Origin of the sequence: Actinomadura oligospora ATCC 43269, assembly GCF_000518265.1 — a bacterium.
In the GTDB taxonomy this organism is placed as follows: Bacteria; Actinomycetota; Actinomycetes; order Streptosporangiales; family Streptosporangiaceae; genus Spirillospora; species Spirillospora oligospora.
Genome location: NZ_KI912411.1, coordinates 435,174 through 457,627, shown reverse-complemented (window position 1 = coordinate 457,627; position 22,454 = coordinate 435,174). Strand labels below are relative to the sequence as shown.

Here is a 22,454-nt window from a genome sequence, read left to right as displayed (position 1 = left end):
GGCCGGTCAGCCCGGGTTGACCCCGGTGAGGACGAGCGCGAGCCCGGCGCCGAAGCGGTCGTCCCAGTCCACGGGAGGTTCGCCGGGTTCGGCGCGGACGTCGCCGCGGGTGTCGCGGACCTCGAGCGCGACGTGCCCGATGACGAAGCCGAGCAGGCTGTGGGCGGCGACGGCGGCGGCCTGCTCGGGGACGCCGCCGAGCCGCAGGTGCTCGCGCAGCGAGCCGATCGTGGCCGCGAGCGCGGCCGGGTTGCGGTGGGTGACCAGCAGTGGCAGCACGCCCGCGTGGTCGAGCAGCCGGGCGCGGTAGGCGCGTGCCCAGACCATGAGGCCCTCCCGCCAGCCTCCGTCGCTCGAGGCGGCGGGCATCGCGCCGACGTGCGCGACCAGGTGGTCGAGCAGCTGCTCCTTGCCTCGGGGGAGGTGGTGGTAGATCGCCATGGCCTCGACCTCCAGCGCGTCGCCGAGGCGGCGCATGGTGAGCCGGGCCAGGCCCTGGCCGTCCACGATGTGCAGCGCGGACTCGATGATCCGGTCGGTGGTGAGCGGCGGGCGGTTCTGCGCGTTGATGCTCGGCTGCCGGACCATGACGGTGCCTCCTGCTCCGCGGGGACGGGCGATGACGGGGATCACCTTACTGCGTAAAGGCACTGAACCCGGTGTCCGGGGTCACAACCGGCGTGTCCCGAGCGTACGCTGACCCCTGTCGGTCATGAAGATCGACGCCAGAGAACGAGCTTGGGCACGAGCACGAGGTTCGAGGAGCACCACATGCCGCTGGGTCGCCGGATCAGCAAGGACGTCGCCGCGCGGATGGAGGACGACCGGCGGCTGGCCGGTTCCTACCGGGACCGCCTCGCGGACGCCACGGCCGCCGAGACCGCGCTGCGGACCGCGCAGGCCGAGGACCGTCCGGCGGACGAGCTGAAGGCGCTGGACGCGGCGTTCGACCAGGCGCTGACCGTCGCGCTGGAGGCCGCCCTCGCCGCCGAGCGGGTCGAGATGGGCCCCAAGGTGTACGTCCCGGAGGGCCAGGACGGCGCCGCCCACCGCGCCGCCGAGATCGCCGAGCGCAAGGCCCGCGCCCGCTGGACGGTCCGTCCGTGGACCGACGAGATCGACCGGCTGCGCACCGCCCGCGAGACCCACCGGCTCAGCTACCGCGCGGGCCGGGGCGTCGCCGCGGTCTGAGGCCGTCGCTCCCACGTGGGCGTTCCGGGCCGGGCGGCGCGCCCGGCCCGGACGGTCGTCGCGGGGTGTGCCCTGGTGAGCGCCGGGACGTGTCGAGGTGAGCATTTGACGCGTCCTAAGCCGACAACACAGCGAAGCGGAGTGGCACCGGAGGGCGAACTTTGAAATCCTCCCCTCTCGGGGAGCGCGCCGGGGCTCGGCTCCGGGACGGGTGGACGGGGCTGAGGCGGAACGGGCGGCCACCGGAGCCACGGGGGGCTTTCGCGAACGCGGGGGGAATGCAGGGTGGAGCGCACGCCGCCGGACCGGGAACGGGTCCTGGAGTGCTATCAGGACGGGGTGCGGGCGATCCGCGACCTGGCGGCGAGGGTGCCCGACTGGACTGCTCCGACCCCCTGCGCCGAGTGGCAGGTGATGGACCTGGCCGGGCACCTGCGGTGCGTCGCCGAGAGCTACCTGGAGTACCTGCAGGACGCGCCGGACAGCCGCCTGGCGAAGCTGTTCGCCCAGGACGCGGCGTCCGCGGTGCTGATCCGGCAGCAGGCCCGGCAGAACGCGGCCGAGCTGGCGGTGCTGCCGCCGGAGCCGGGCGAGGGGCGGATCACCGCGTTCACGGTGTCGGCGGGCGCCTACGCCGATCTGATGCCGGACATGTGGGACCGCACGCACCTGGTCTACCGGGGCACCAAGTACACCGTCGGTGACCACGCGGGCGCGGCGTGCGTGGAATGGCACCTGCACGCGTGGGACCTGGCGCGCGCGAGCGGCGTGGACTACCGCCCGGAGGATCCGGAGCTGCTGGTGTCGGCGTGGCACTGGGGCGTGCCGCATCTGCCGCTGGCGGCCGTCCGGGAGGCGGAGCGCGGGGACGCGTGGGAGGCGGTGCTCCGCGCGTCGGGGCGGAGTCCGGGCTGGCCGGACCAGGAGCCGGCGGCGTGCCCGCAGCCGCGTCGCCGGACGCGTCAGCCGCGACGGTCCCCGGATGGCGCGCCGTCCTCGGAGTCGTCGCGGGCGGCCTCGTCCCGCTGACCGGCGTCACGCGCGCCGGCCGCTGTGCCGTCAGAGCGTGGCGGGTCGGGGCGTGAGGAGGCGGAGGGCGTCGGGGTTCGGGGCGTCCGGCGGGGTGTGGAAGGTCGTCAGGCACTGGTCGGCGTCGTCGGCGAGGCGGAACGACTCGAAGGCCAGGAGCAGCTCGCCCGCCGCGGGATGGCGCAGCCGCCGGGTGCCGTGACCCCTCTCCTTGACGTCGTGCCGGGCCCACAGGGCGCGGAACTCCGCGCTCTCGGCCGACAGCTCCCCGACCAGTTCGGACAGGCGGGGATGGTCGGGGAAGCAGCCCGCGTCGAGCCTCAGCGCGCCGACCGTGTCGGCGGCGAGGGAGTTCCAGCCGGTGAACAGGCCCCGGTGGTCGTCGCTGAGGAAGACCAGCCGGGCGAGGTTCCGGTGGCCGGGTTCGAGCCGCTCCCAGTCGCCGAACAGGGCCGTCGCCATCGGGTTCCAGGCGAGCAGGTCGAGGAAGGGGCCGGTGACGTAGGCGGGGACGGAGTCCATCGCGGTGAGCAGTTGCCGCAGCGGTTCGCGCACCTGGTGGCTGGACGGCGGGCCATCGGGGTTCCGGCGGTTCCGGGCGAGGCGGCGCAGATGGGCGTGCTCGTTCTCGGTGAGGCGCAGGGCGCGGGCGAGCGCGTCCAGGACCTCGGCGGACACGTTGGGGCCGTGGCCCTGTTCCAGGCGGGTGAGGTAGGCGACCGAGACGCCCGCGAGCTGGGCGAGCTCCTCGCGGCGCAGGCCGGGGACGCGCCGGTGCCGTCCGGTGTCGGGGAGGCCGACGTCCTGGGGTGTCAGGCGTGCGCGGCGGCTGCGGAGGAAGGCGCCGAGCTCGCCGCCGGAGCGGTTCTCCATGCCGTTCATTATCGAGGCCGGACGGTGTGCGGCGGGCGGCGGCGCGTTCCTGCCACTGCCAGGCGTAGGCACGGCGGAGGGCTGGGTGGTCGGCGTACGGCCGGGCAGGGTGGAGGGCGTCCGATCCGATCGAGTTGGAGTCACGCACTGATGAACACCGCCACCACCGAATTCGTCGCCCGGCTGGGCGGGCGTCCCGCGACGGCGGCCGAGCTGGCGCCGCTGGCCTTCGCCGGGTACGCGCACTTCACCGCGATGCAGGTGCGCGGTGGCCGGGTCCGCGGCCTCGACCTGCACGTCGACCGGCTTCGGACGGCGTCGCGCGAGCTGTTCGGGCGGGCCGTCCCGGACGAGCGGATCCGGGAGCTGCTGCGCGCGGCGGTCGAGGCCGGGCCGGACGACCTGTCGCTGACGGCGACGGTGTTCTCGGCGTCCAGTGAGTTCACGGCAGGGGGCGGGGAGCCGGAGGTGCTGGTCCGGACCGGTCCGCCCGCGGACGGGCCGCGGGGGCCGCTGTCGCTGGCGGTGGTCGAGCACGAGCGGGACCTGCCCGCGGTCAAGCACGTCGGCGAGGTCGGGAAGACCTACCACCTGCGCAGGGCCGTCGCGGCGGGGTTCGACGACGCCGCGTTCGTGGACCGCCGGGGCCGCCTGTCCGAGGGGACGATCTGGAACCTGGCGTTCTGGGACGGCGAGTCGGTGATCTGGCCCGACGCGCCGATGCTGGTCGGGACGATGATGGGCGTGGTGCGCCGCCGTCTCGAGGCGCTCGGCGTGCCCCAGGCCGTCCGGGAGGTGACGCCGGACGACGTGGCCGGGCTGTCGGGGGCGGTGGTCATGAACTCCTGGACGCCGGGCGTCGCGGTGAACCGCCTGGGTTCGGCGGTCCTGCCGGACGCCCGGGAGTTCGTCGGGCTGCTGCACGACGCCTTCCGCGCGGAGCCGCCCGTCGAGTTCTGAGGGCGCGTGACGTCCCGGCTCACCGGGGGGCGGGGCGGGGTGTGCGTGGGTCGTAGCGGTGGGGCTACACGGAGGGCGCCGTCGCGTAACGTGCCGCTCCTAGCTTCGCGGTGTCGCATCGAGACACCGTGAGGAGACGCCATGACGGCGCTGATCGACCAGGTCCCGGCCGTCCGACGCCGGGGCGGGCGGATCGACGACTGGGATCCCGACGACCCGGCGTTCTGGGCGTCCACCGGACGGCGGGTGGCGGCCCGGAACCTGGTGGTGTCGATCGTCACCGAGCACCTCGGGTTCTGCGTGTGGCTGCTGTGGAGCATCGCGGTGCTGAACCTGGGCGCGGCCGGGTTCACGCTGTCGGTGGGGCAGACGCTGTGGCTGACGACGGTGCCGAACCTGGTCGGCGCCGCGGTGAGGGTGCCGTACACGTTCGCGCCGGCCCGGTTCGGCGGACGGAACTGGACGGTGGTCAGCGCGTTGCTGCTGCTCGTCCCGTGCGGGCTGTTCGTGTACGCCGTGCACCACCCGGGGATGCCGTTCTGGGCGCTGCTGCTGGTGGCGGCGACGACGGGGCTCGGCGGCGGGACGTTCGCCTCGTCCATGGCGAACATCACGCACTTCTACCCGGCGGCTCGGCAGGGCCTTCCGCTCGGGCTGAACGCGGCGGGCGGCAACCTCGGGACGGCCGTGACGCAGCTGGCGATGCCGCCGCTGATCGTGGCGGCGGGGCTGGCGGCGGTCGGCTGGGTCTGGATGCCGCTGGTCCTGCTGGCGGTGGTGGCCGCGTACCTGCTGATGAACAACCTCTCGGGGGCGACGTCGTCGTACACGCCGCGCGAGATGGCCGCGTCCGCGCGGGACCCGCAGACCGTGGTGATGTCGGTGCTGTACGTGGGGACGTTCGGGTCGTTCATCGGTTTCAGCTTCACGTTCGGGGTGCTGGTCAGGAGCCGGTTCCCGGACGTGGACGGGGCGCACGTGGTCTGGCTCGGCGCGTTCGCGGGGTCGCTGGCGCGTCCGCTCGGCGGGTGGCTGGCCGACCGGTTCGGCGGCGCGCGCGTCACGGTCGTGACGTTCCTGCTGATGGGGGCGGGGATCGGGGCGGTGGCGCAGGCGGTGCGGGCCGGGTCCTGGGGGCTGTTCCTGGCTGCGTTCCTGTTCGTGTTCGTCGCGACGGGGCTCGGGAACGGGTCGACGTACAAGATGATCCCGGCGATCTTCCGGGCGCGGGAGCGGGCGTCGGAGACGTCCGACGGGACGATCGGCGGGACGTTCGATCGGGCGTCCGGTGGGGTGGACGGGGCGGCGCGGGCCCGGCGGACGGCCGCCGCCGCGATCGGGATCGTCTCGGCGGTCGGGGCGGCGGGCGGAGTGCTCGTCCAGCAGGCGTTCCGGATCTCGATCGAGCGGACGGGCGGGATCACTCCCGCGCTGCTGGGGCTGGCGGCCTTCTACGTGGCCTGTACCGTCCTGACCTGGGTGGTCTATCTGCGTCCGGGTGCGGCGCGGCTCCGGGGTCGTGCCGCGGACGGTGTCTGACCGGGAACGTCACGGTGACCACCAGTCCGCCGTCCGGGCGGGGGCGGGCCAGGACGGCGGCGTCGTGCGCGTCGGCGATGGCCCGGACGATCGACAGGCCGAGGCCGAGTCCCTCGGCGCGGCCGGTGTGCTCGGCGTCGAGCCGCTCGAAGGGCTCGAAGAGCCGCTCCACGGCGGGTTCCGGGATCGTCCGGCCGGTGTTGGCGACGGTCAGCACCGCGGCCCCGTCCCGCCGGCCCGTGGTGACCTCCACCCGCCCGCCGGGGATGTTGTGCCGCACCGCGTTGTCGACCAGGTTGGTGATCATCCGTTCGGCGAGCCGCGCGTCGCCGGACACCTCGGCCGGTGCGAGGTCGGTCCGGACGGTCACGCCGAGGCGCCGCGCGTCGTCCGACCGGTTCAGCGCCGTGTCCCGGGTGAGCCCGGCCAGGTCGAACGGCTCGCGGCGGCCGATCCCGGCCTGTCCGCGGGCCAGGGTGAGCAGCGCCAGGACGAGCTGCTCCTGCTGCGCCCCGGCCGCCAGCACCCGCTCGTGCGCGGCGCGCAGTGACTCCGCCGTGGCGTCCGGGTCGGCGAGCGCGACCTGCGCGAGGGTCCGCTGCCGCGTCATGGGGGTGCGCAGCTCGTGCGAGACGTGCGCGATGAACCGGCGCTGCGCCAGGAAGGCCCCCTCCAGCCGGGCGAGCAGCTCGTCGAAGGTGTCGCCGAGTTCCCTGAGCTCGTCCTGGGGGCCGTCCAGCGCGAGCCGCTCGTGGAGGTTGCCGGCCGAGATGGTGCGGGCCGCCGCGGTGATCCGCCGGAGCCTGCGCAGCATGTGACCGGCCACCACCCAGCCGGCCCCGAGCGAGATCACCGTCGTGATGCCGAGCGCGGTGCCGGACTGCACGAGCAGCGAGCGCAGTTCCCGGGCGCGCTGCGCGCGGGCGGCCTGCTCGGTGCGCCGGGCGATGTCGGCGGCCTGGGCGGGGCCGGTCGTGTCGCTCACACTGCCGCCGCCCTGGCCCGAGCTGGAGTGCAGCGAGCCGTCCGGGCCGGGGCCCGAGCCGGTGCCGGTGCCGGAGTCGGAGCCGGACGAGCCGCGCGCCAGCGCGTTGGTGTCGCCGTTCGGGCCACGGAGGGTGTAGACGCCGGGCGTGGACTGGCTGGCCAGCAGGTAGGTGATGCCGACCAGCGTCGTCCCGCAGACCAGGAACAGCGCCCCGTACAGCAGGGTGAGCCGGAGGCGGACCGTGCGGCGGGACAGGCCGCTCCGGAGGAGGCCGGGGGGCCGGGGGAACCGTGGGGGGCGCATCGGGCGGCCCCTCAGATCCGGTAGCCGGACTTGGCCACCGTGTCGATGACCGGGGGCTCGCCGAGTTTGGCGCGCAGCCGGCTGACGGTGACCTTCACGGCCTTGGTGAACGGGTCGGCGCTCTCGTCCCAGACCCGTTCCAGCAGTTCCTCGGCCGACACCGCGCGTCCCTCCGCGGCGAGCAGGACCTCCAGGACCCCGAACTCCTTCGGCGCGAGGTCCAGGTCCCGTCCGCCCCGCCTGGCGTCGCGCCGTGCGGTGTCCACGACGATGTCGCGATGCCGCAGCACCGGCGGCGCCACCGGGTGCGCCCGGCGGGCGAGCGCGCCGATCCGGGCCACCAGCACCGGGAAGTCGAACGGCTTGGGCAGGTAGTCGTCGGCGCCGATGCCGAGACCGTCCACCAGGTCCTCGGACGTGGTGGCGGCGGTCAGCATCAGCACCCGGCCGCGGCTCCCGGCCAGGATCAGCCGCGCGCACACCTCGTCGCCGTGCAGGCCGGGCAGGTCCCGGTCGAGCACCACCACGTCGTAGTCGTTGACCAGCGCCCGCTCCAGGCCGGACGGGCCGTCGAGCGCCACGTCCACGGCCATGGTCGCGCGGCGCAGCCCGACGGCGACCGCCTGCGCCAGCTCCTCGTCGTCCTCGATCACCAGGACCCGCACGTGCGCTCCTCCCGACGGAACCACCCCGATGTGCCACCGCCCCGTCCGCGCCGTCCGGGTGCGCGGGACCGCGCGGTCGGGCACGGCTCCATCATGGCGTCGCCCCGGTTTCGGGAAGGTCTCAGAGCTGGATTCCCCGACTGAGGCGACGTCCGCCGGCGCGGTTTGGACGATTCGCGGAGCGGGCCGGGTGTTCGGGAAAAGCATTCGGACGCCTGCGCTCGGGACCGTCGCCGGGTGATACCTCTCCGAAACCACCGGCTCAGTAGAACTCCATGTCAGGTGTGCGTCGACAGAAGGAGGAGACCATGCGAGCACGCATTGGGCGCGGTGGGCCCGCGACCGTTGTGCTGGCCACCGGCCTCGCGTTGTTCGCGCTCGTGGCGAGCGGTTGCGGGTCATCCGGGGACGACGGGAGGAAGGGCGTGGCCGCGGTGGAGACCACCGGTGCGCCGCGAGGCGGCGACGGCAGCGGGAACGGGGGCGGGAAGGGCGGCGCGCCGCCGAGTGACCAGCAGATCTACGACGGGCTGCTCAGGTACGCCAAGTGCATGCGCTCGCACGGGATCAGCAGGTTCCCCGACCCGGTGCTCGGCAAGGGTTTGCAGGTCAACGGCAACGACGTGCAGTCCGACACGGCGACCTACAAGTCCGCCGACGGCGCCTGCAAGTCGCTGATGCCCAGCGGCGGCGCGGGCGACGACGGCCCGGAGAACCGTGCGGCGGCGCTGAAGCACTCGCAGTGCATGCGGGAGCACGGGGTGACCAGGTTCCCCGATCCGAATCCCAACGGCGGCATGAACCTCGACGGCGACAAGATCGGAATGACGCCTGACAATCCCGTCTTCCAGGCCGCGGAGAAGGCGTGCCGCCGGTTCCTCAGTGACGGCGAAGGACGGTCGGGTGGCTGACCGCCTCGGGTTTTCCCGGACCGTCTCGACGACGAATGTCGCACCGGCCGCTCTGGAGAGCGAACCGGAGACCCGGTCGCTCCGCACCGCCTTGGCGGCCCGGAGGCGGCGCAAGCGGATCGTGGTGACCGTCACGGTGGTCCTGATCGTCGCGAGCGGCGCCGGCTACTACACGGTCACGGCCGGACACGGCGGCGAGCACCAGCCCCCGGCATCCGTCACCACCGGCATGGCGACCGTGACCCGGGGGACCCTGACCGCCCGCACCTCGGTGAGCGGGACCCTCACCTACGCGGGCGGCTACCAGGCCGTCAACCAGGCGTCCGGCGTCATCACCGGTCTGCCGAGGCTCGGCCGGGTCGTCCGGCAGGGCCAGGTGCTCTACAGGGTCGACGGCAGGCCCGTCGTCTTCTTCAAGGGCGGGAGGACCCCCATGTACCGCGACCTGAGACCGGGCGTGACCGGACCGGACGTCCAGGAGCTCAACGCCGCCCTCGCCGCCTCCGGATACGACGCCGACGGCTCCATCCCCACGGGGTCGGACACCTACACGGCGGCGACCGCCGCCGCCGTCAGGAACCTTCAGGACGCCCTCGACGTCAGGCGGACGGGCAGGCTCGCCAAGGGCGAGGTGGTGTTCGTCGGCGCCGCCAAGATCAGGATCACCGGCCTGGCGGTCAAGCTGGGCGGCCGGGCCCCGGAGGGCGGCGTCGTCCTCACGGGTAGCTCCACCCGGCGGCAGGTGAACGTCGACGTCGACGCGTCCCTGCAGGGCAGGCTGAAGGAGGGCCAGAAGGTCGTGATCACGCTGCCGGACGGCTCGAGCGTCGGGGGCTCGGTCGCGTCGGTCGGCACCGTCGTCAAGAAGGCCCCGGGCGGCCGGTCCACCGTTCCGGTCACGGTCACGCCCGGCGGTTCCAGGGCCACCGGCGCCCTCGACCAGGCCCCCGTCGGGGTGTCGATCACCACCGAGAGCGTCGAGGGCGCGCTGATGGTCCCGGTCAACGCGCTGCTGGCGCTGCTCGGCGGCGGCTACGGCGTCGAGGTGGTGGACGCCGGCGGCTCGCACCACCTCATGCCGGTGACGCTCGGACTGTTCGACGACACCGCCGGGACGGTGCAGATCACCGGCAAGGGCATCGTGCCCGGTCAGCAGGTCGTGGTGCCGATCTCATGACCGCCGACGACATGACCGCTGATGACATGACCGCAGGTGACCTGACCGCCGGGCCGGTGCTGGAACTGGAGTCGGTGAGCAGGATCTATCCCGGCGAGCCGCCGGTGCCCGCGCTGCTCGGGGTGAGTTTCACCGTCCGCCGGGGCGAGCTCGTCGCGATCGTCGGGCCGTCCGGTTCGGGGAAGTCGACTCTGCTGAACGTCATCGGGACGCTCGACCGTCCCACCAGCGGGATCGTCCGGGTCGCCGGGACCGAGGCCGGGCGGATGGGCGACAGGGAGCTGTCCCGGCTGCGGGCGGGCACGATCGGGTTCGTGTTCCAGCAGTTCTTCCTCGCCGACCACACCACGGCGCTGGAGAACGTCGCGGACGGCCTGCTCTACGCGGGCGTGCCGCGGTCGCTGCGCCGCCGGGCCGCCGCCGACGCCCTCGACCGGGTCGGCCTGGCGCACCGCGCCGGGCACATCCCGTCCAGGCTGTCGGGCGGCGAGCGGCAGCGCGTGGCGATCGCCCGCGCCCTGGTCGGACGTCCGTCCATCGTGCTGGCCGACGAGCCCACCGGAAACCTCGACAGCCGCAACGGCGACGCCGTCCTCGCGCTGATCCAGGACCTCAACGCCGAGGGCGCCACCATCGTCGTCATCACCCACGACCGGGACCTGGCCGCCCGGCTGCCCCGCCGGATCGAGATGCTGGACGGCCGCGTCGTCGCCGACGTCCGGCAGGACGCACAGGTACAACCGTCACCGAAACCGACGCCGGAACCGGTATCGCCGACCTGTCCGGGCGCGTCCGCCGCGCCGGGCGCCATGGAAGGGCACGCCCCGTGACCACCGACGCCCACCCCATCGGACGGCTTCAGCCCGCCGACCTGCTGCGGATCTCCAGCGTCGGCCTGCGCACCCGGCGGCTGCGCGCCGCGCTGTCGGCGCTCGGCATCGCGATCGGCGTCGCGTCCATCGTGGCGGTGCTCGGGCTGTCCGCCTCGTCCCAGGCGGGGCTGCTCGCCGAGATCGACCGGCTCGGCACCAACATGCTGACCGTCAGTACCGGCAAGGACCTGTCGGGCGCCGCCGCCGAGCTGCCGCTGACCGCGCCCGGGATGATCTCCCGGATCGGGCCGGTGGAGCAGGTGCAGAGCACCGGCGCGGTCGAGGCGAAGGTGTACCGCAGCCCCCTCATCCCGGACGTCAACACCAACGCGCTCACCGTCCAGGCGACCAGCCTGCGGCTGCCGGAGATCGTCCGCACCGGCGTCCTGAAGGGAGCCTTCCTCAACGCGGCCACCGCCAACGAGCCGGCCGCCGTGCTCGGCCACCTCGCCGCGCGGCGGCTCGGCATGGACCGGGTGTGGCTCGGCCAGCGGATCTGGCTCGGGCAGAGGTGGTTCTCGGTCGTCGGGATCCTCGGGCCCGCGCCGCTCGCGCCGGAGATCGACGGCTCGGTCCTGGTCGGCTACCCGGCGGCGATGCGGTTCCTGGGCTTCGACGGGCACCCGTCCACGATCTACGTGCGCTCGGCCACGGGCCAGGTCGGGAACGTCCACGCGGTGCTGGCGGCGACCGCCAATCCCGAGAACCCCTCCCAGGTCACGGTGAGCAACCCCTCGGACGCGCTGGTGGTGCGCGCCGCCGCGCGGTCCGCGCTGAACGGCCTGTTCCTCGGGCTCGGCGCGGTGGCGTTGCTGGTCGGCGGGGTCGGGGTCGCCAACACGATGATCATTTCGGTGCTGGAACGCCGTTCGGAGATCGGGCTGCGGCGCGCGCTCGGGGCCACCCGCGGCCACATCCGCGTCCAGTTCCTGGCCGAGGCGATCCTGCTCGCCGGGCTGGGCGGCGCGGCCGGGGTCGCCGCGGGGGCGCTCGCCACCATGGCGTACGCCGCCACCAGGCACTGGGCGGTGGTCATCCCGCCCGAGGCGTGGGCGGGCGGCGTCGGGGCGGCGGTGGCGATCGGCGTCGTCGCCGGGCTCGTCCCGGCGCTCCGCGCCGCCCGGATGCCTCCGACCGAGGCCCTGCGGGCCGTCTGACCGCCGGGTGCGACCCGCCCACCGGCGCCTGACCTGCGCGTTCGCGGAGCCCCGGCGCATCAGCCGCCGCCGATCTGGGTAGATCTCCGGTCGGCGGCGGGGGACATGGGGGAGACGAACGACATGGCCAAGTGCGAGGTCTGCGGCAACGACTACGCCATGAGCTTCGAGGTGCACGCGCAGGGGGCGGTCCACGTCTTCGACTCGTTCGAGTGCGCGATCACCCGGATGGCGCCGATCTGCGAGCACTGCGAGTGCAGGGTCGTCGGCCACGGCGTGGCCGTGGGCCGGGACATGTACTGCTCGGCGCACTGCGCCCGCGCGGCGCAACCCGAACGCGGCGCCCAGGCCCGCGACAACGTCCCCGTGGGCGTCTAGCCCTGCTGAGGCACGGCGGGCGCGCCCGGGATCACGGCCCGACGCGCCCATCTTCGCCTGCCCGGCGCAGAAGGTGAACCGGGTCCTCGGCTGGGACGTCCCACAACACGGAAGCACGCTGCCTTCACGCGACCAGGGCAAGGGAGCGGCGGGTGCGCAGGTCCGGTGCCGTGGGGCTGGCCGTGGCCGTCGTCGTGGCGGCGGGCGGGATCAGGCGACTTCGGCGTGGTCCGGTTTCGGTCGCGCCGCCCGTTCCTCCCCCTGCTCCGGCGGAGGAGAAAGCGGGGGCGCGGAGCTCCGTCGTCCGGCGTGTGACGGCCTGGGGGATCGCCGGGGGCATGCTCGCGGCCGTCCTGGGCGCGGGATATGAGGCCTGGACGACCGGCGGCACGGCCCGCTGGGCCTGGATCGGCGGCGCGTCGGTCGGTGCGGCGGCGCTTCTGCTGTGGTGGTTGCTGGTCCCGGCCACCCGGTGGTTGTCGGGCGAACGGCACGCGCTGACCTCGGCGGAGCGGGACACCCTGACCGTGCCGCAGCGGCTGGAGGCGGTCGGCAACGCCAGGTCGGCGTTGATGCAGTCCGTCACCGGCCTCGTCGTCATCGTGGGCGTGGTGTTCACCGCCGCCGGGCTGATCTACACCTCCAAGACACTGGACGTCTCCCGCCAGGGCCAGGACACCGACCGCTACGCCAAGGCGGTCGAGGAGCTCGGCTCGGAGAAGGTCGAGGTCAGGTTGGGTGGCATCTACGCCCTTCAGCGCCTCGCCGAGGACTCCGACCGGGACCGCACGACGATCGTCCGGGTCCTGGCCGCCTACGCCCGCACCCACGCCCAGGATCCTCCCTCGGGGACGGACAGGACCCGTCCGGCCATCGACACCGACGCCGCCCTCACCGTGGGCGGCCGGCTCGCCCAGGAGGGCACGGGCTCCTTCGACCTGACGTCCATCGACCTTCACCACAGGGCCCTGAAATTCCACACGCTCGCGTTCGCCGACCTGTCCGGGGCGAACCTGACCGATGCCGACCTGTCCGGAGCCGACCTGTCAGGCGTGATCCTCTACAACGCCAACCTGACCCGCACGGCCCTGACCGGGGCGCATCTGAGCGGCGCCTACCTGGGCAGTGCGAACCTGACCGGGGCCTCCCTGTTCGAAGCGGACCTGAGCCAGGCCTTCCTCCCCGGCGCGAAACTGATCAACGCGTTCCTGACCCGGGCGAACCTGACGGGGACGGAGCTTCGCGATGCCGAACTGACCGGCGCCGACCTGACCGGAGCGGACCTGCGCGGGTCCGACCTGACCGTGGGGGAGGCCCGTAAGCGCGGCGCCCGGGTGGACGGCTGAGCCCGTCCCCGGGCGGGAAGGGGCCGCGCCGGAAGCCGTCCGCCCCTGCGGCGGACGGCTGGTGGACCGGCCGACGTCGCGGTCGGGGCCGGGGTTCTACTGAGGGGCCGGGGTCTGGTCGGGGAGGCCGGGGTCGTGGCCGTCCTCGAGGTAGACGGCGCGGTGTTCGGCCATGCCGCGGAGGGCGGGGCCCATGCGGCGGGCGATGTGGGCGGGGGCGAGCTCGGCCACCTTCTCCGGGGCGACCAGGGTGTGGTCGGAGAGCTCGTCCGGCGGGAGCGTGATCGCGGCGATCTCGGCGTCGGAGATCCGACCGGCGAAGACGAAGATGTTGACGGCGTCCACGCCGTCGCGGGGCGGGCCCCAGTCGACGCAGACCAGGCCGGTGAGGCGGGGCGTGAGGCCCAGCTCCTCGCGGCACTCGCGTTCGCAGGCCGCCAGCGGCGACTCGCCTTCCTCGATGACTCCGCCGGGCAGGAACCAGCCCTCCTTGTAGGTGGGTTTCACCAGGACGATCCGGCCGAGGTCGTCGACCAGGAGCGCGGCGGCGGCGCCGCGGGTGCGGGGGAGCGAGGCGATGTAGGCGAGATCGGGCATGGTCCGAGCGTAGACGGGCGGGCACCGCCGGTGCCGGGGCGGTCGCGGGGCGGCACCGGCGGACGGCCCGCGCCGCCGTCGATCCGTTCGGCGCGCCGCGGGGCCGCTGCCGAAAGCTCCCTGACCGCGATCGACAACGCTTGACATGGGCCCGTCAGGGGGAGCGGCGGGTCTTCTGACCTTGGCGGGAGCGGCGTGGTGAGGCGGTTTTAACTCCCGGGTCACGGAGGGGAAGCGCCCTCGAAACGGCACGTCCGCAGGCTTTCCGGCATGACCGGAACCGCGACGCACTGCCCGTACTGCGCGCTGCAGTGCGGCATGACGCTCACTCCCGGGGACGGCCCGCCGGTGGTGGCGCCGCGCGAGGACGTGCCCGCGAACCGGGGCGGTCTGTGCCAGAAGGGCTGGACGTCCGCCGAGCTGCTCGGCGTCCCGGACCGGCTGACGACGCCCCTGGCGCGTCCGCGCCGGGACGCGCCGCTCGAGCCGTGCACCTGGGACGAGGCCCTGGACCGCGTCGCCGCCGAGGCCGTCCGGCTTCGCGCGGCGCACGGTCCGCACGCGGTCGCGGTGTTCGGCGGGGGCGGGCTGACCAACGAGAAGGCGTACCAGCTCGGGAAGTTCGCGCGGATCGCGCTCGGCACCTCGCAGATCGACTACAACGGCCGGTTCTGTATGTCGTCGGCGGCCGCGGCGTCCCTGCGGGCCTTCGGGATGGACCGCGGTCTGCCGGGGCCGATCACCGACCTGGGGCGCTCGGACGCGGTGCTGCTGGTCGGCGGGAACCCGGCCGAGACGATGCCGCCGTTCATGCGGCACCTGTCCGACATGCGCGGACGCGGCGGCGCGCTGATCGTCGTGGACCCGCGCCGGACCGCGACGGCGCGGTCGGCCGACCTGTATCTGCGTCCGCTGCCGGGCACCGATCTCGCCCTCGCGAACGGGCTGCTGCACGTCGCGATCGCGGAGGGACTGGTGGACGAGGCGTACGTCGCGTCCCGGACGGCGGGGTTCGAGGCCGTCCGGACGGTGGTGAACGCGTACTGGCCGGGCCGGGTGGAGCGGATCACCGGCGTGCCCGTCCCGCAGCTGCGGGAGGCCGTCCGGCTGCTGGCGGGCGGCGACCGCGCGCACATCCTGACCGGACGCGGCGGAGAGCAGCACGCCAACGGCACCGACACGGTGTCGGCGTTCGTGAACCTGGCGCTCGCGCTCGGCCTGCCCGGCCGGGACGGCTCCGGATACGGCTGCCTGACCGGGCAGGGGAACGGGCAGGGCGGACGCGAGCACGGGCAGAAGGCCGACCAGCTCCCCGGCTACCGGCGCATCGACGATCCGGACGCGCGTGCGCACGTCGCCGCGGTGTGGGGCGTGGAACCGGACGTCCTGCCCGGCCCGGGACGCTCGGCCTACGAGCTGCTGTCGGCGCTCGGCACGCCGGACGGCCCGAAGGCGCTGCTGGTGTTCGGGTCGAACCCGGTTGTGTCCGCGCCGCGTTCGGCCGCCGTCGCCGAACGCCTCGGCGCCCTGGACCTGCTGGTCGTCGCAGACTTCGTCCCGTCGGAGACAGCGCGGCGCGCCGACGTGGTCCTGCCGACGACGCAGTGGGCCGAGGAGTCCGGCACGATGACGAACCTGGAAGGACGCGTCCTGCGGCGGCGGAGGGCGGTCGCGCCGCCGGACGGCGTTCGGAGCGACCTGGAGATCATCGCGTCCCTCGCCGGACGCCTCGCCGCGCCCGGCCGGTGGAGCATCGAGCCCGACGAGGTGTTCGAGGAGCTGCGCGCGGCGAGCGCGGGCGGCACCGCTGACTATTCCGGCATCACCTACGAGCGGATCGACCGCGAGGGCGGCGTGTTCTGGCCCTGCCCGAGCGAGGACCACCCCGGCACACCGCGTCCTTACGCGGAGCGGTTCCCGACACCGGACGGCCGGGCCCGGTTCGTCCCGGTGGAGCACCGAGGCCCGGACGAGGACGTGGACGACGCCCATCCGGTGTACCTGACGACAGGGCGCGTCCTGGCGCAGTACCAGAGCGGCGCGCAGACCCGGCGGGTGGCCGCGTTGGCGGAGGCCGCGCCGGGGCCGTTCGTCGAGCTGCATCCGGACCTGGCCGGACGGCTCGGCATCGAGGACGGCACGGACGTGCGGGTCAGCAGCCGCCGCGGGACGGCGACCGTCCGGGCGCGGCTCACCGGCGACATCCGGGACGACACGGTGTTCGTCCCGTTCCACTGGGCGGGGGAGGGGAGCGTGAACCTGCTCACCAACCCCGCCCTCGACCCGGTGTCGCGGATGCCGGAGTTCAAGGTGTGCGCCGTCCGGCTGGAACCGGCCGGACCGGCGGGAGAGGACGCGTCGTGAAGGACGGGATCGTCGTCGTCGGGAACGGCATGGCCGGATCGAGGCTCGTGACCGGCATCCGGGCGAGGGACCGGGACGTGCCGGTCACGGTGTTCGGCGCGGAGGCCGAACAGCCCTACAACCGGGTGCTGCTGTCGAACGTGCTGGCCGGTACCGCGAATCCCGCGAGCATCGGCCTGGTGGATCCCGCCTGGTACGAGGCCCACGATGTGGACGCGCGCCTCGGCGTCGAGGCCGTCGCGATCGACCGCGATCGCCGCGTCGTGCGGGCCTCCGACGGCAGCGAGACCCGGTATGGGACGCTCGTCCTCGCCACGGGCAGCACCGCGTTCGTCCCGCCCGTGCCCGGCATCCGCGACGGCGTGGACGGTGGTCTGCCGGACGGCGCGGTCGCGTTCCGCACGCTGGACGACTGCCGCGCGATCGTCGCCGCCGCCGAGGGCGCGCGGACGGCGGTCGTGGTCGGCGGCGGGCTGCTCGGGATCGAGGCGGCGCGCGGGCTGGTGGGACGGGGGTTGTCGGTCACGGTCGTCCACATGGCCGGGCACCTGATGGAACGGCAGCTCGACGCGGGCGCGGGCCGCGTGCTGGCGCGGACGCTGCGCCGCCTCGGCGTCCACTCCCGGCTGGACGTCAGAGTGACCGCGCTCAACGTGACGGACGGCCGGGTGCACGGCGTCGCGCTGGCGGACGGCTCGCTCGACGCGGACGTGGTCGTCCTCGCGTGCGGCGTCCGTCCCGATGTGGCGCTGGCGCGCGCGGCGGGACTGGCCGTCGAGCAGGGCGTGGTGGTGGACGCGACGCTCACCTCGGTCACCGACGCCAACGTCCGGGCGCTGGGCGAGTGCTCCCAGCACGACGGCACCGTGTACGGGCTGGTCGCGCCCGCGTGGGAGCAGGCGGAGGTGCTCGCCGACCTGCTGACCGGCGCGGACCCGTCCGCCCGGTTCACCGGCGCGCGGCAGGTCACCCGCCTGAAGGCGACCGGCGTGGACCTGGTCGCGATGGGCGAGACGCACCACGGCGACGACGATCCGGACGTGGAGGTCGTCCGGTTCACCGACGCGGGCCGCGGCACCTACAAGAAGGTGACGATCCGGGACGACCGGGTCGTCGGCGCGATCCTGCTCGGCGAGACCGGCACCGCCGGAACCCTCACGACGCTGTTCGACCGGGCCGCGCCACTGCCGAGCGACCGGCTCGGCCTCCTGTTCTCCGGCCTCGCCAGCGTCGCCGAGGCCGGCTCCCCCGTGCGCATGCCGGACGCGGCGACGGTGTGCCAGTGCAACAACGTGTCCAAGGGACGAATCTGCGCGTCCTGGCAGGACGGCGCCCGCACCGTCGAGGAGGTCGTCGCCCGCACGCGCGCCAGCACCGGCTGCGGCGGCTGCCGCGACGCGATCGAGGGAATCGTCGCCTGGCTCGCCGACCAGGAAACCGTCCCTACCGCGTGACCGACCAGGACGGCGTCCCGACCGACATGACCGTGCGGGACGCCGTCCGTGCCGCGTGGAACCCCGCGCTGGCGCGGTCGACGCTGGGCAGGGTGGTCACGGCGTGGACCTCGTCCGCCGTCGCCGTCGTCGCGGGCACGGCGCTGTTCGGTGTGGGCGTCGCCGGGGACCGGGGTTCGCGGGGTGAGGCCCTTTTAACACGGCGGTGACAAAGGGGACGCAGCCGCGAAACGGCCCCTGCCGAAGATCAGGCCATGAACGGTGACGGAGAGGGCCGAGAGGGTCCGCTGCGCGTGGTGGTCGTCGGGCACGGTCCGGCGGGGCATCGGCTGGTGGAGGCGTTGCGGGCGCGTGACACCGCCGGGGCCTGCCGGGTGACCGTCCTGGGGGAGGAGCCTCGGGCCGCCTACGACCGGGTGGCGCTGACCTCCCATCTGACCGAGGACGCCGACCTGGCCCTCCCGCCGCACGACGACGCCGTCGAAGTGGTGGTCGGGGACGCGGTGACGGCGATCGACAGGGGAGCGCGGACGGTCACGACCGCGTCCGGCCGGGTCGTGGAGTATGACGCGTTGGTGCTGGCCACCGGGTCGTCGCCGTTCGTGCCTCCGGTGTCCGGCCATGATCTGCCGGGCGTTTTCGTCTACCGGACGATCGACGACCTGGACGCGCTCCGCACCCACTGCACGAACCTTACTTTGTCAAGGGCGGAGGCCGGTGGCGTCGTCGTCGGCGGCGGACTCCTCGGCCTCGAAGCCGCCCGAGCCGTCCAGGACCTCGGCGTCGACACACACGTGGTCGAGATCGCGCCGTGGCTGATGCCGCGTCAGCTGGACGAGGGCGGCGGCGCGATGCTGCGCCGGCACATCGAGGCGCTGGGGATGGCCGTCCACGCGGGCACGCCGATGGAGCGCCTGGACGCGGGGGAGGACGGCGCGGTCGCGTCGGTCGTCCTCGCGGACGGGTCGACGGTCGACGCGGGTGTCGTGGTGTTCTCCGCCGGCGTCCGGCCGCGTGACGAGCTCGCGCGCTCCTGCGGGCTGGCCGTTGGGGAGCGGGGCGGGATCGTGGTGGACGGCGCGTGCCGGACGTCCGATCCGGCGGTGTTCGCGATCGGGGAGTGCGCGGTCGTGGACGGCCAGGTGTACGGCCTGGTCGCGCCGTGTTTCAGCATGGCCGAGGTGGTCGCGGACCGGTTGCTCGCCGAGGCGTCCGGCGCGGAGTGCCCGGCCCGGTTCGAGGGCGCGGACCTGTCGACGAAGCTGAAGCTGATGGGCGTGGACGTCGCGAGCTTCGGCGACCCGTTCCGCGCCGACGGCCTGGACGTCACCTACACCGATCCGGTCGCGGGCGTGTACAAGCGGCTGGTCGTCAGCGACGACGCGCGGACGCTGCTCGGCGGCGTCCTGGTGGGGGACGCCTCGGGCTACCCGGCGCTGCGCGCGCGGATCGGGACGGAGCTGCCGGGTTCTCCCGAGCAGCTGCTGTTCGGCGGGACGGAGGCGGCGGGCGGGGACCTTCCGGGCGCGACGGTGATCTGCTCGTGCAACAACGTGTCGGCCGAGGCGATCCGGACCGGGATCCGCGAGGGTTCGCTCACCGAGATGGGCGAGGTCAAGGCGTGCACGCGTGCCGGGACGACGTGCGGGAGCTGCGTGCCGCTGGTGAAGCGGATCCTGGACGCGGAGCTGACGGCGGCGGGCGTCGAGGTCAGCCGGGCGTTGTGCGAGCACTTCGCGTACGGGCGGGCGGAGTTGTTCGACATCGTCCGGGTCACGGGGATCACGACGTTCACGCGGCTGATCGCCGAGCACGGCCGCGGGCGGGGCTGCGACATCTGCAAGCCGGTCGCGGCGTCCATCCTGGCGTCGCTGGGGAACGGGCACATCCTGGACGGCGAGCAGGCGGCGCTGCAGGACACCAACGACCACCACCTGGCGAACCTGCAGAAGAACGGGACGTATTCGGTGGTGCCGCGGATCCCGGGCGGGGAGATCACGCCGGAGCGGCTGATCGTGATCGGCGAGGTCGCGCGGGACCACGGCCTCTACACCAAGATCACCGGCGGGCAGCGGATCGACCTGTTCGGGGCGCGGGTGGAGCAGCTGCCGCGGATCTGGAAGCGCCTGGTGGACGCGGGGTTCGAGTCGGGCCACGCGTACGGGAAGGCGCTGCGGACGGTGAAGTCGTGCGTGGGGTCGACGTGGTGCCGGTACGGGGTGCAGGACTCGGTCGGGATGGCGATCGCGCTGGAACTGCGCTATCGCGGGCTGCGCGCGCCCCACAAGATCAAGGCGGCGGTGTCGGGGTGCGCGCGGGAGTGCGCGGAGGCGCGGAGCAAGGACTTCGGGGTGATCGCGACGGAGCGGGGCTGGAACCTGTACGTCGGCGGGAACGGCGGCATGAGCCCGCGGCACGCGGACCTGTTCGCCACGGATCTGTCGGACGAGGAGCTCGTCCGGTGCGTCGACCGGTTCCTGATGTTCTACATCCGGACGGCCGACCGGCTGCAGCGGACGGCGGGCTGGCTGGAGGGCCTGTCCGGTGGGCTGGAGTACCTGCGCGAGGTGATCGTGGAGGACCGGTTGGGGATCTGCGCCGAGCTGGACGCCGCGATGGAACGGCATGTCGGGTCCTATGCGGACGAGTGGGCGGACACGTTGCGCGATCCGGAGCGGATGCGGCGGTTCGTGTCGTTCGTGAACGCCCCCGATGTGCCGGATCCGAGCATCGCGTTCGAGACCGAGCGGGATCAGATCAGGCCGGTCGTGGTGGCCGGTCCGGAGCTGGAGGTGGTCGTCCGATGACCGGAGCGCGGCACGGAGTGGACGGTGCGGGGCGAGCTGGCGGAATGCGGGCCGGGGGAGTGCGGGGCGGCGTCCTGCCGGGGCCGTCCGGGTGGCACGCGGTGTGCCGGGTCACCGAGCTGCTGCCGGAGCGGGGCGCGGCGGCGCTGGTCGCGGGGGTGCAGGTCGCGGTGTTCCGGACGTTCGACGGTGGGCTGCACGCGGTGGGGAACCTGGATCCGTTCAGCGGGGCGCAGGTGATCTCGCGGGGGATCCTGGGGTGCCGTGACGGGGCGCCGGTGGTGGCGTCGCCGATGTTCAAGCAGGTGTTCGACCTGCGGACGGGTGAGTGCCTGTCGGAGCCGGGCCCGGCGCTCCCGGTGTTCGGGGCGCGGGTGCGCGACGGCCGCGTCGAGGTGTCCCTGACCGCGGCGGCCTGGTCGGGGGCCGGTGCGGCGGCGGATGCGGGGGTGGTGCTCGGTGGACGGTGAGTCCGCGCCGCTGGCGGGGTTCGCGGTGGGGGTGACGGCGGCGCGGCGGCACGAGGAGCTGGCGGTGTTGCTGCAGCGGCGGGGCGCGCGGGTGGTGCACGCTCCGGCGATCCGGCTGGTGCCGCTGGCGGACGACGCGGAGTTGCTGGCGGCGACGCGGGAGTGCCTGGCCGCGCCGCTGGACTACGCGGTGGTGACGACCGGGATCGGGTTCCGGGCGTGGTTGGAGGCGGCGGACGGGTGGGGGATGCGGGAGCCGCTGGTGTCCCGGCTGGGTGGCGCGGACGTGGTGGCGCGGGGCCCGAAGGCGCTGGGCGCGATGCGTTCGGAGGGCCTGACGGAGCGGTGGTCGCCGGAGTCGGAGTCGTGCGCGGAGGTCCTGGCGTACCTGCTGGGGAAGGACCTGGCGGGTGCCCGGATCGCGGTGCAGCTGTACGGGGAGCGGCTGGAGGATCTCACCGAGCCGTTGCGGGCGGCGGGCGCGGAGGTGATCGAGGTCCCGGTGTACCGGTGGGCGCGGGCGGAGGACGCGACGCCGTTGCGGCGGCTGGTGGGTCAGGCGGTGGCGGGGACGGTGGACGCGATCACGTTCACCAGCGCGCCGGCGGTGGCGGCGACGCTGGCGGTCGCGGCGGCGGACGGCCTGGAGGAGCCGCTGCTGGAGGCGTTGCGGGAGGGGGTGGTCGCGGCGTGCGTGGGTCCGGTGACGGCGGGGCCGCTGACCGGGCGCGGGGTGCCGACGGTGCAGCCGGAGCGGGCGCGGATCGGGGCGCTGGTGCGGGCGCTGGCGGCGGATCTGCCGCGCCGGCGGGCCCGGCGGCTGCGCGTGCCGGGCGGTCTGCTGGAGTTGAGGGGGCACGCGGTGGTGCTGGACGGTCAGCTGCGTCCGATCGCGCCGGCGCCGATGGCGGTGCTGCGGGCGCTGGCGCTGCGTCCGGGGCATGTGGTGTCGCGGGCGGAGTTGTGCGGTGTGCTGCCGGGCCGTCCGCTGGTGGGCGGGCCGGTGTGGGGGCGTGGGGCGCGTCGGCAGGCCGATGAGCACGCGGTGGAGATGGCGGTGGCGCGGTTGCGGCGGGGGCTGGGCCGGTCGGGGATCGTGGAGACGGTGGTGAAGCGGGGGTACCGGCTGGCGTGCGATCCGCGCGCGCCGGGCGCGGGCTTCGCCTGACCCCCGGCCCCTGCCCCTGACCTCTGAGGTGTGGGCGTGACACTTGCCTGATCTTTGGGCTCGTCTGGTCCGCCCGGTTCCGGATTCGTCCGGTTTCCGGGCGGAAAGTCATTTGCGGCGATGTGCAACAGTGGAGGAGAGTGCCGAGGCGCGGCGCGTGGGGTTCGGCGGCGGTGCCGGGCCGCCGGCGCGGCCGGCCTGTGAG

21 protein-coding genes are annotated in these 22,454 nt (G+C 74.2%); 15 read left to right on the top strand and 6 right to left on the bottom strand.

Annotation, left to right across the window (positions count from 1 at the left end; genetic code table 11):
* Positions 1-6: 6 nt before the first annotated feature.
* Entirely contained in the window at positions 7-588 is a 582-nt protein-coding gene (locus tag P696_RS0139025) for a TetR/AcrR family transcriptional regulator (protein ID WP_026416570.1), read from the bottom strand.
* Positions 589-771: 183 nt separating this feature from the next.
* On the opposite strand from P696_RS0139025, the gene P696_RS0139020 reads away from it, so the two are divergent.
* The gene (locus P696_RS0139020; RefSeq protein ID WP_026416569.1) at positions 772-1,191 is read left to right on the top strand and encodes a hypothetical protein; all 420 of its coding nucleotides are present in this window, start codon (positions 772-774) and stop codon (positions 1,189-1,191) included.
* Positions 1,192-1,476: 285 nt separating this feature from the next.
* Positions 1,477-2,220, top strand: a complete 744-nt coding sequence (locus P696_RS51105; protein WP_084338883.1) for a maleylpyruvate isomerase N-terminal domain-containing protein — start codon at positions 1,477-1,479, stop codon at positions 2,218-2,220.
* Positions 2,221-2,250: 30 nt separating this feature from the next.
* Here the strand turns inward: P696_RS51105 and P696_RS0139010 are convergent, their stop codons facing one another.
* Complete coding sequence (locus P696_RS0139010) at positions 2,251-3,093, bottom strand: helix-turn-helix domain-containing protein (protein WP_245627976.1); 843 nt, start codon at positions 3,091-3,093, stop codon at positions 2,251-2,253.
* A gap of 150 nt (positions 3,094-3,243) precedes the next feature.
* On the opposite strand from P696_RS0139010, the gene P696_RS0139005 reads away from it, so the two are divergent.
* Together P696_RS0139005 and P696_RS0139000 are read left to right on the top strand one after the other, a co-directional pair.
* Positions 3,244-4,053 carry an aminotransferase class IV family protein gene (locus P696_RS0139005; RefSeq protein WP_026416567.1) on the top strand — a complete coding sequence of 270 codons (810 nt, stop codon included), beginning with the start codon at positions 3,244-3,246 and terminating at the stop codon, positions 4,051-4,053.
* A 141-nt stretch (positions 4,054-4,194) separates the two neighbouring features.
* Positions 4,195-5,592 (top strand): MFS transporter, encoded by a 1,398-nt coding sequence (locus P696_RS0139000; RefSeq protein ID WP_026416566.1) that lies wholly within the window; start codon positions 4,195-4,197, stop codon positions 5,590-5,592.
* Here P696_RS0139000 and P696_RS55360 read toward each other — a convergent pair.
* Complete coding sequence (locus tag P696_RS55360; RefSeq protein WP_026416565.1) at positions 5,474-6,883, bottom strand: sensor histidine kinase; 1,410 nt, start codon at positions 6,881-6,883, stop codon at positions 5,474-5,476. The two genes, P696_RS0139000 and P696_RS55360, sit on opposite strands and share 119 nt — an antisense overlap.
* Positions 6,884-6,894: 11 nt before the next feature.
* Positions 6,895-7,548, bottom strand: coding sequence for a response regulator transcription factor (locus P696_RS0138990; RefSeq protein WP_026416564.1), 654 nt, complete (start codon positions 7,546-7,548; stop codon positions 6,895-6,897).
* Positions 7,549-7,856: 308 nt separating this feature from the next.
* On the opposite strand from P696_RS0138990, the gene P696_RS51100 reads away from it, so the two are divergent.
* The 6 genes from P696_RS51100 to P696_RS51090 all read left to right on the top strand — a co-directional run bounded on the left by P696_RS51100 (position 7,857) and on the right by P696_RS51090 (position 13,389).
* Positions 7,857-8,459 (top strand): hypothetical protein, encoded by a 603-nt coding sequence (locus P696_RS51100; RefSeq protein WP_157430199.1) that lies wholly within the window; start codon positions 7,857-7,859, stop codon positions 8,457-8,459.
* Positions 8,452-9,636, top strand: coding sequence for an efflux RND transporter periplasmic adaptor subunit (locus tag P696_RS0138980; RefSeq protein ID WP_051468839.1), 1,185 nt, complete (start codon positions 8,452-8,454; stop codon positions 9,634-9,636). The genes P696_RS51100 and P696_RS0138980 overlap by 8 nt, the downstream gene beginning before the upstream one ends.
* On the top strand, positions 9,633-10,466 hold the full coding sequence (locus tag P696_RS51095; protein ID WP_084338881.1) for an ABC transporter ATP-binding protein: 834 nt from the start codon (positions 9,633-9,635) through the stop codon (positions 10,464-10,466). The genes P696_RS0138980 and P696_RS51095 overlap by 4 nt, the downstream gene beginning before the upstream one ends.
* Complete coding sequence (locus P696_RS0138970) at positions 10,463-11,665, top strand: ABC transporter permease (protein WP_034489101.1); 1,203 nt, start codon at positions 10,463-10,465, stop codon at positions 11,663-11,665. The genes P696_RS51095 and P696_RS0138970 overlap by 4 nt, the downstream gene beginning before the upstream one ends.
* 123 nt (positions 11,666-11,788) lie before the next feature.
* Complete coding sequence (locus P696_RS0138965; RefSeq protein WP_026416560.1) at positions 11,789-12,043, top strand: hypothetical protein; 255 nt, start codon at positions 11,789-11,791, stop codon at positions 12,041-12,043.
* 152 nt (positions 12,044-12,195) lie between these two features.
* Entirely contained in the window at positions 12,196-13,389 is a 1,194-nt protein-coding gene (locus P696_RS51090) for a pentapeptide repeat-containing protein (RefSeq protein WP_157430198.1), read from the top strand.
* A 96-nt stretch (positions 13,390-13,485) separates the two neighbouring features.
* Here P696_RS51090 and P696_RS51085 read toward each other — a convergent pair whose 3' ends face one another.
* Complete coding sequence (locus P696_RS51085) at positions 13,486-13,986, bottom strand: NUDIX domain-containing protein (protein ID WP_034489098.1); 501 nt, start codon at positions 13,984-13,986, stop codon at positions 13,486-13,488.
* A 270-nt stretch (positions 13,987-14,256) separates the two neighbouring features.
* Here P696_RS51085 and P696_RS0138950 point away from each other — a divergent pair, with 270 nt between their 5' ends.
* Positions 14,257-16,350, top strand: coding sequence for a molybdopterin oxidoreductase family protein (locus P696_RS0138950; protein ID WP_026416559.1), 2,094 nt, complete (start codon positions 14,257-14,259; stop codon positions 16,348-16,350).
* Positions 16,347-17,804, top strand: coding sequence for an FAD-dependent oxidoreductase (locus P696_RS0138945; RefSeq protein ID WP_026416558.1), 1,458 nt, complete (start codon positions 16,347-16,349; stop codon positions 17,802-17,804). The genes P696_RS0138950 and P696_RS0138945 overlap by 4 nt, the downstream gene beginning before the upstream one ends.
* Here P696_RS0138945 and P696_RS56675 read toward each other — a convergent pair.
* Entirely contained in the window at positions 17,794-17,943 is a 150-nt protein-coding gene (locus P696_RS56675) for a hypothetical protein (RefSeq protein ID WP_157430197.1), read from the bottom strand. The two genes, P696_RS0138945 and P696_RS56675, sit on opposite strands and share 11 nt — an antisense overlap.
* 115 nt (positions 17,944-18,058) lie before the next feature.
* Between P696_RS56675 and nirB the strand changes: the two genes are divergently transcribed.
* Genes nirB through P696_RS0138925 form a run of 3 tightly spaced genes read left to right on the top strand, consistent with a single transcriptional unit; the run spans position 18,059 to position 22,249 of the window.
* Entirely contained in the window at positions 18,059-20,611 is a 2,553-nt protein-coding gene (nirB, locus tag P696_RS0138935) for a nitrite reductase large subunit NirB (RefSeq protein ID WP_051468836.1), read from the top strand.
* Positions 20,608-21,081: a nitrite reductase small subunit NirD gene (nirD, locus tag P696_RS51080; RefSeq protein WP_245627975.1), complete on the top strand. Its 474-nt coding sequence runs from the start codon at positions 20,608-20,610 to the stop codon at positions 21,079-21,081. Before nirB ends, nirD begins: the two co-directional genes overlap by 4 nt.
* Positions 21,053-22,249: a uroporphyrinogen-III synthase gene (locus tag P696_RS0138925; protein WP_051468952.1), complete on the top strand. Its 1,197-nt coding sequence runs from the start codon at positions 21,053-21,055 to the stop codon at positions 22,247-22,249. Before nirD ends, P696_RS0138925 begins: the two co-directional genes overlap by 29 nt.
* The last annotated feature ends 205 nt before the right edge of the window (positions 22,250-22,454 follow it).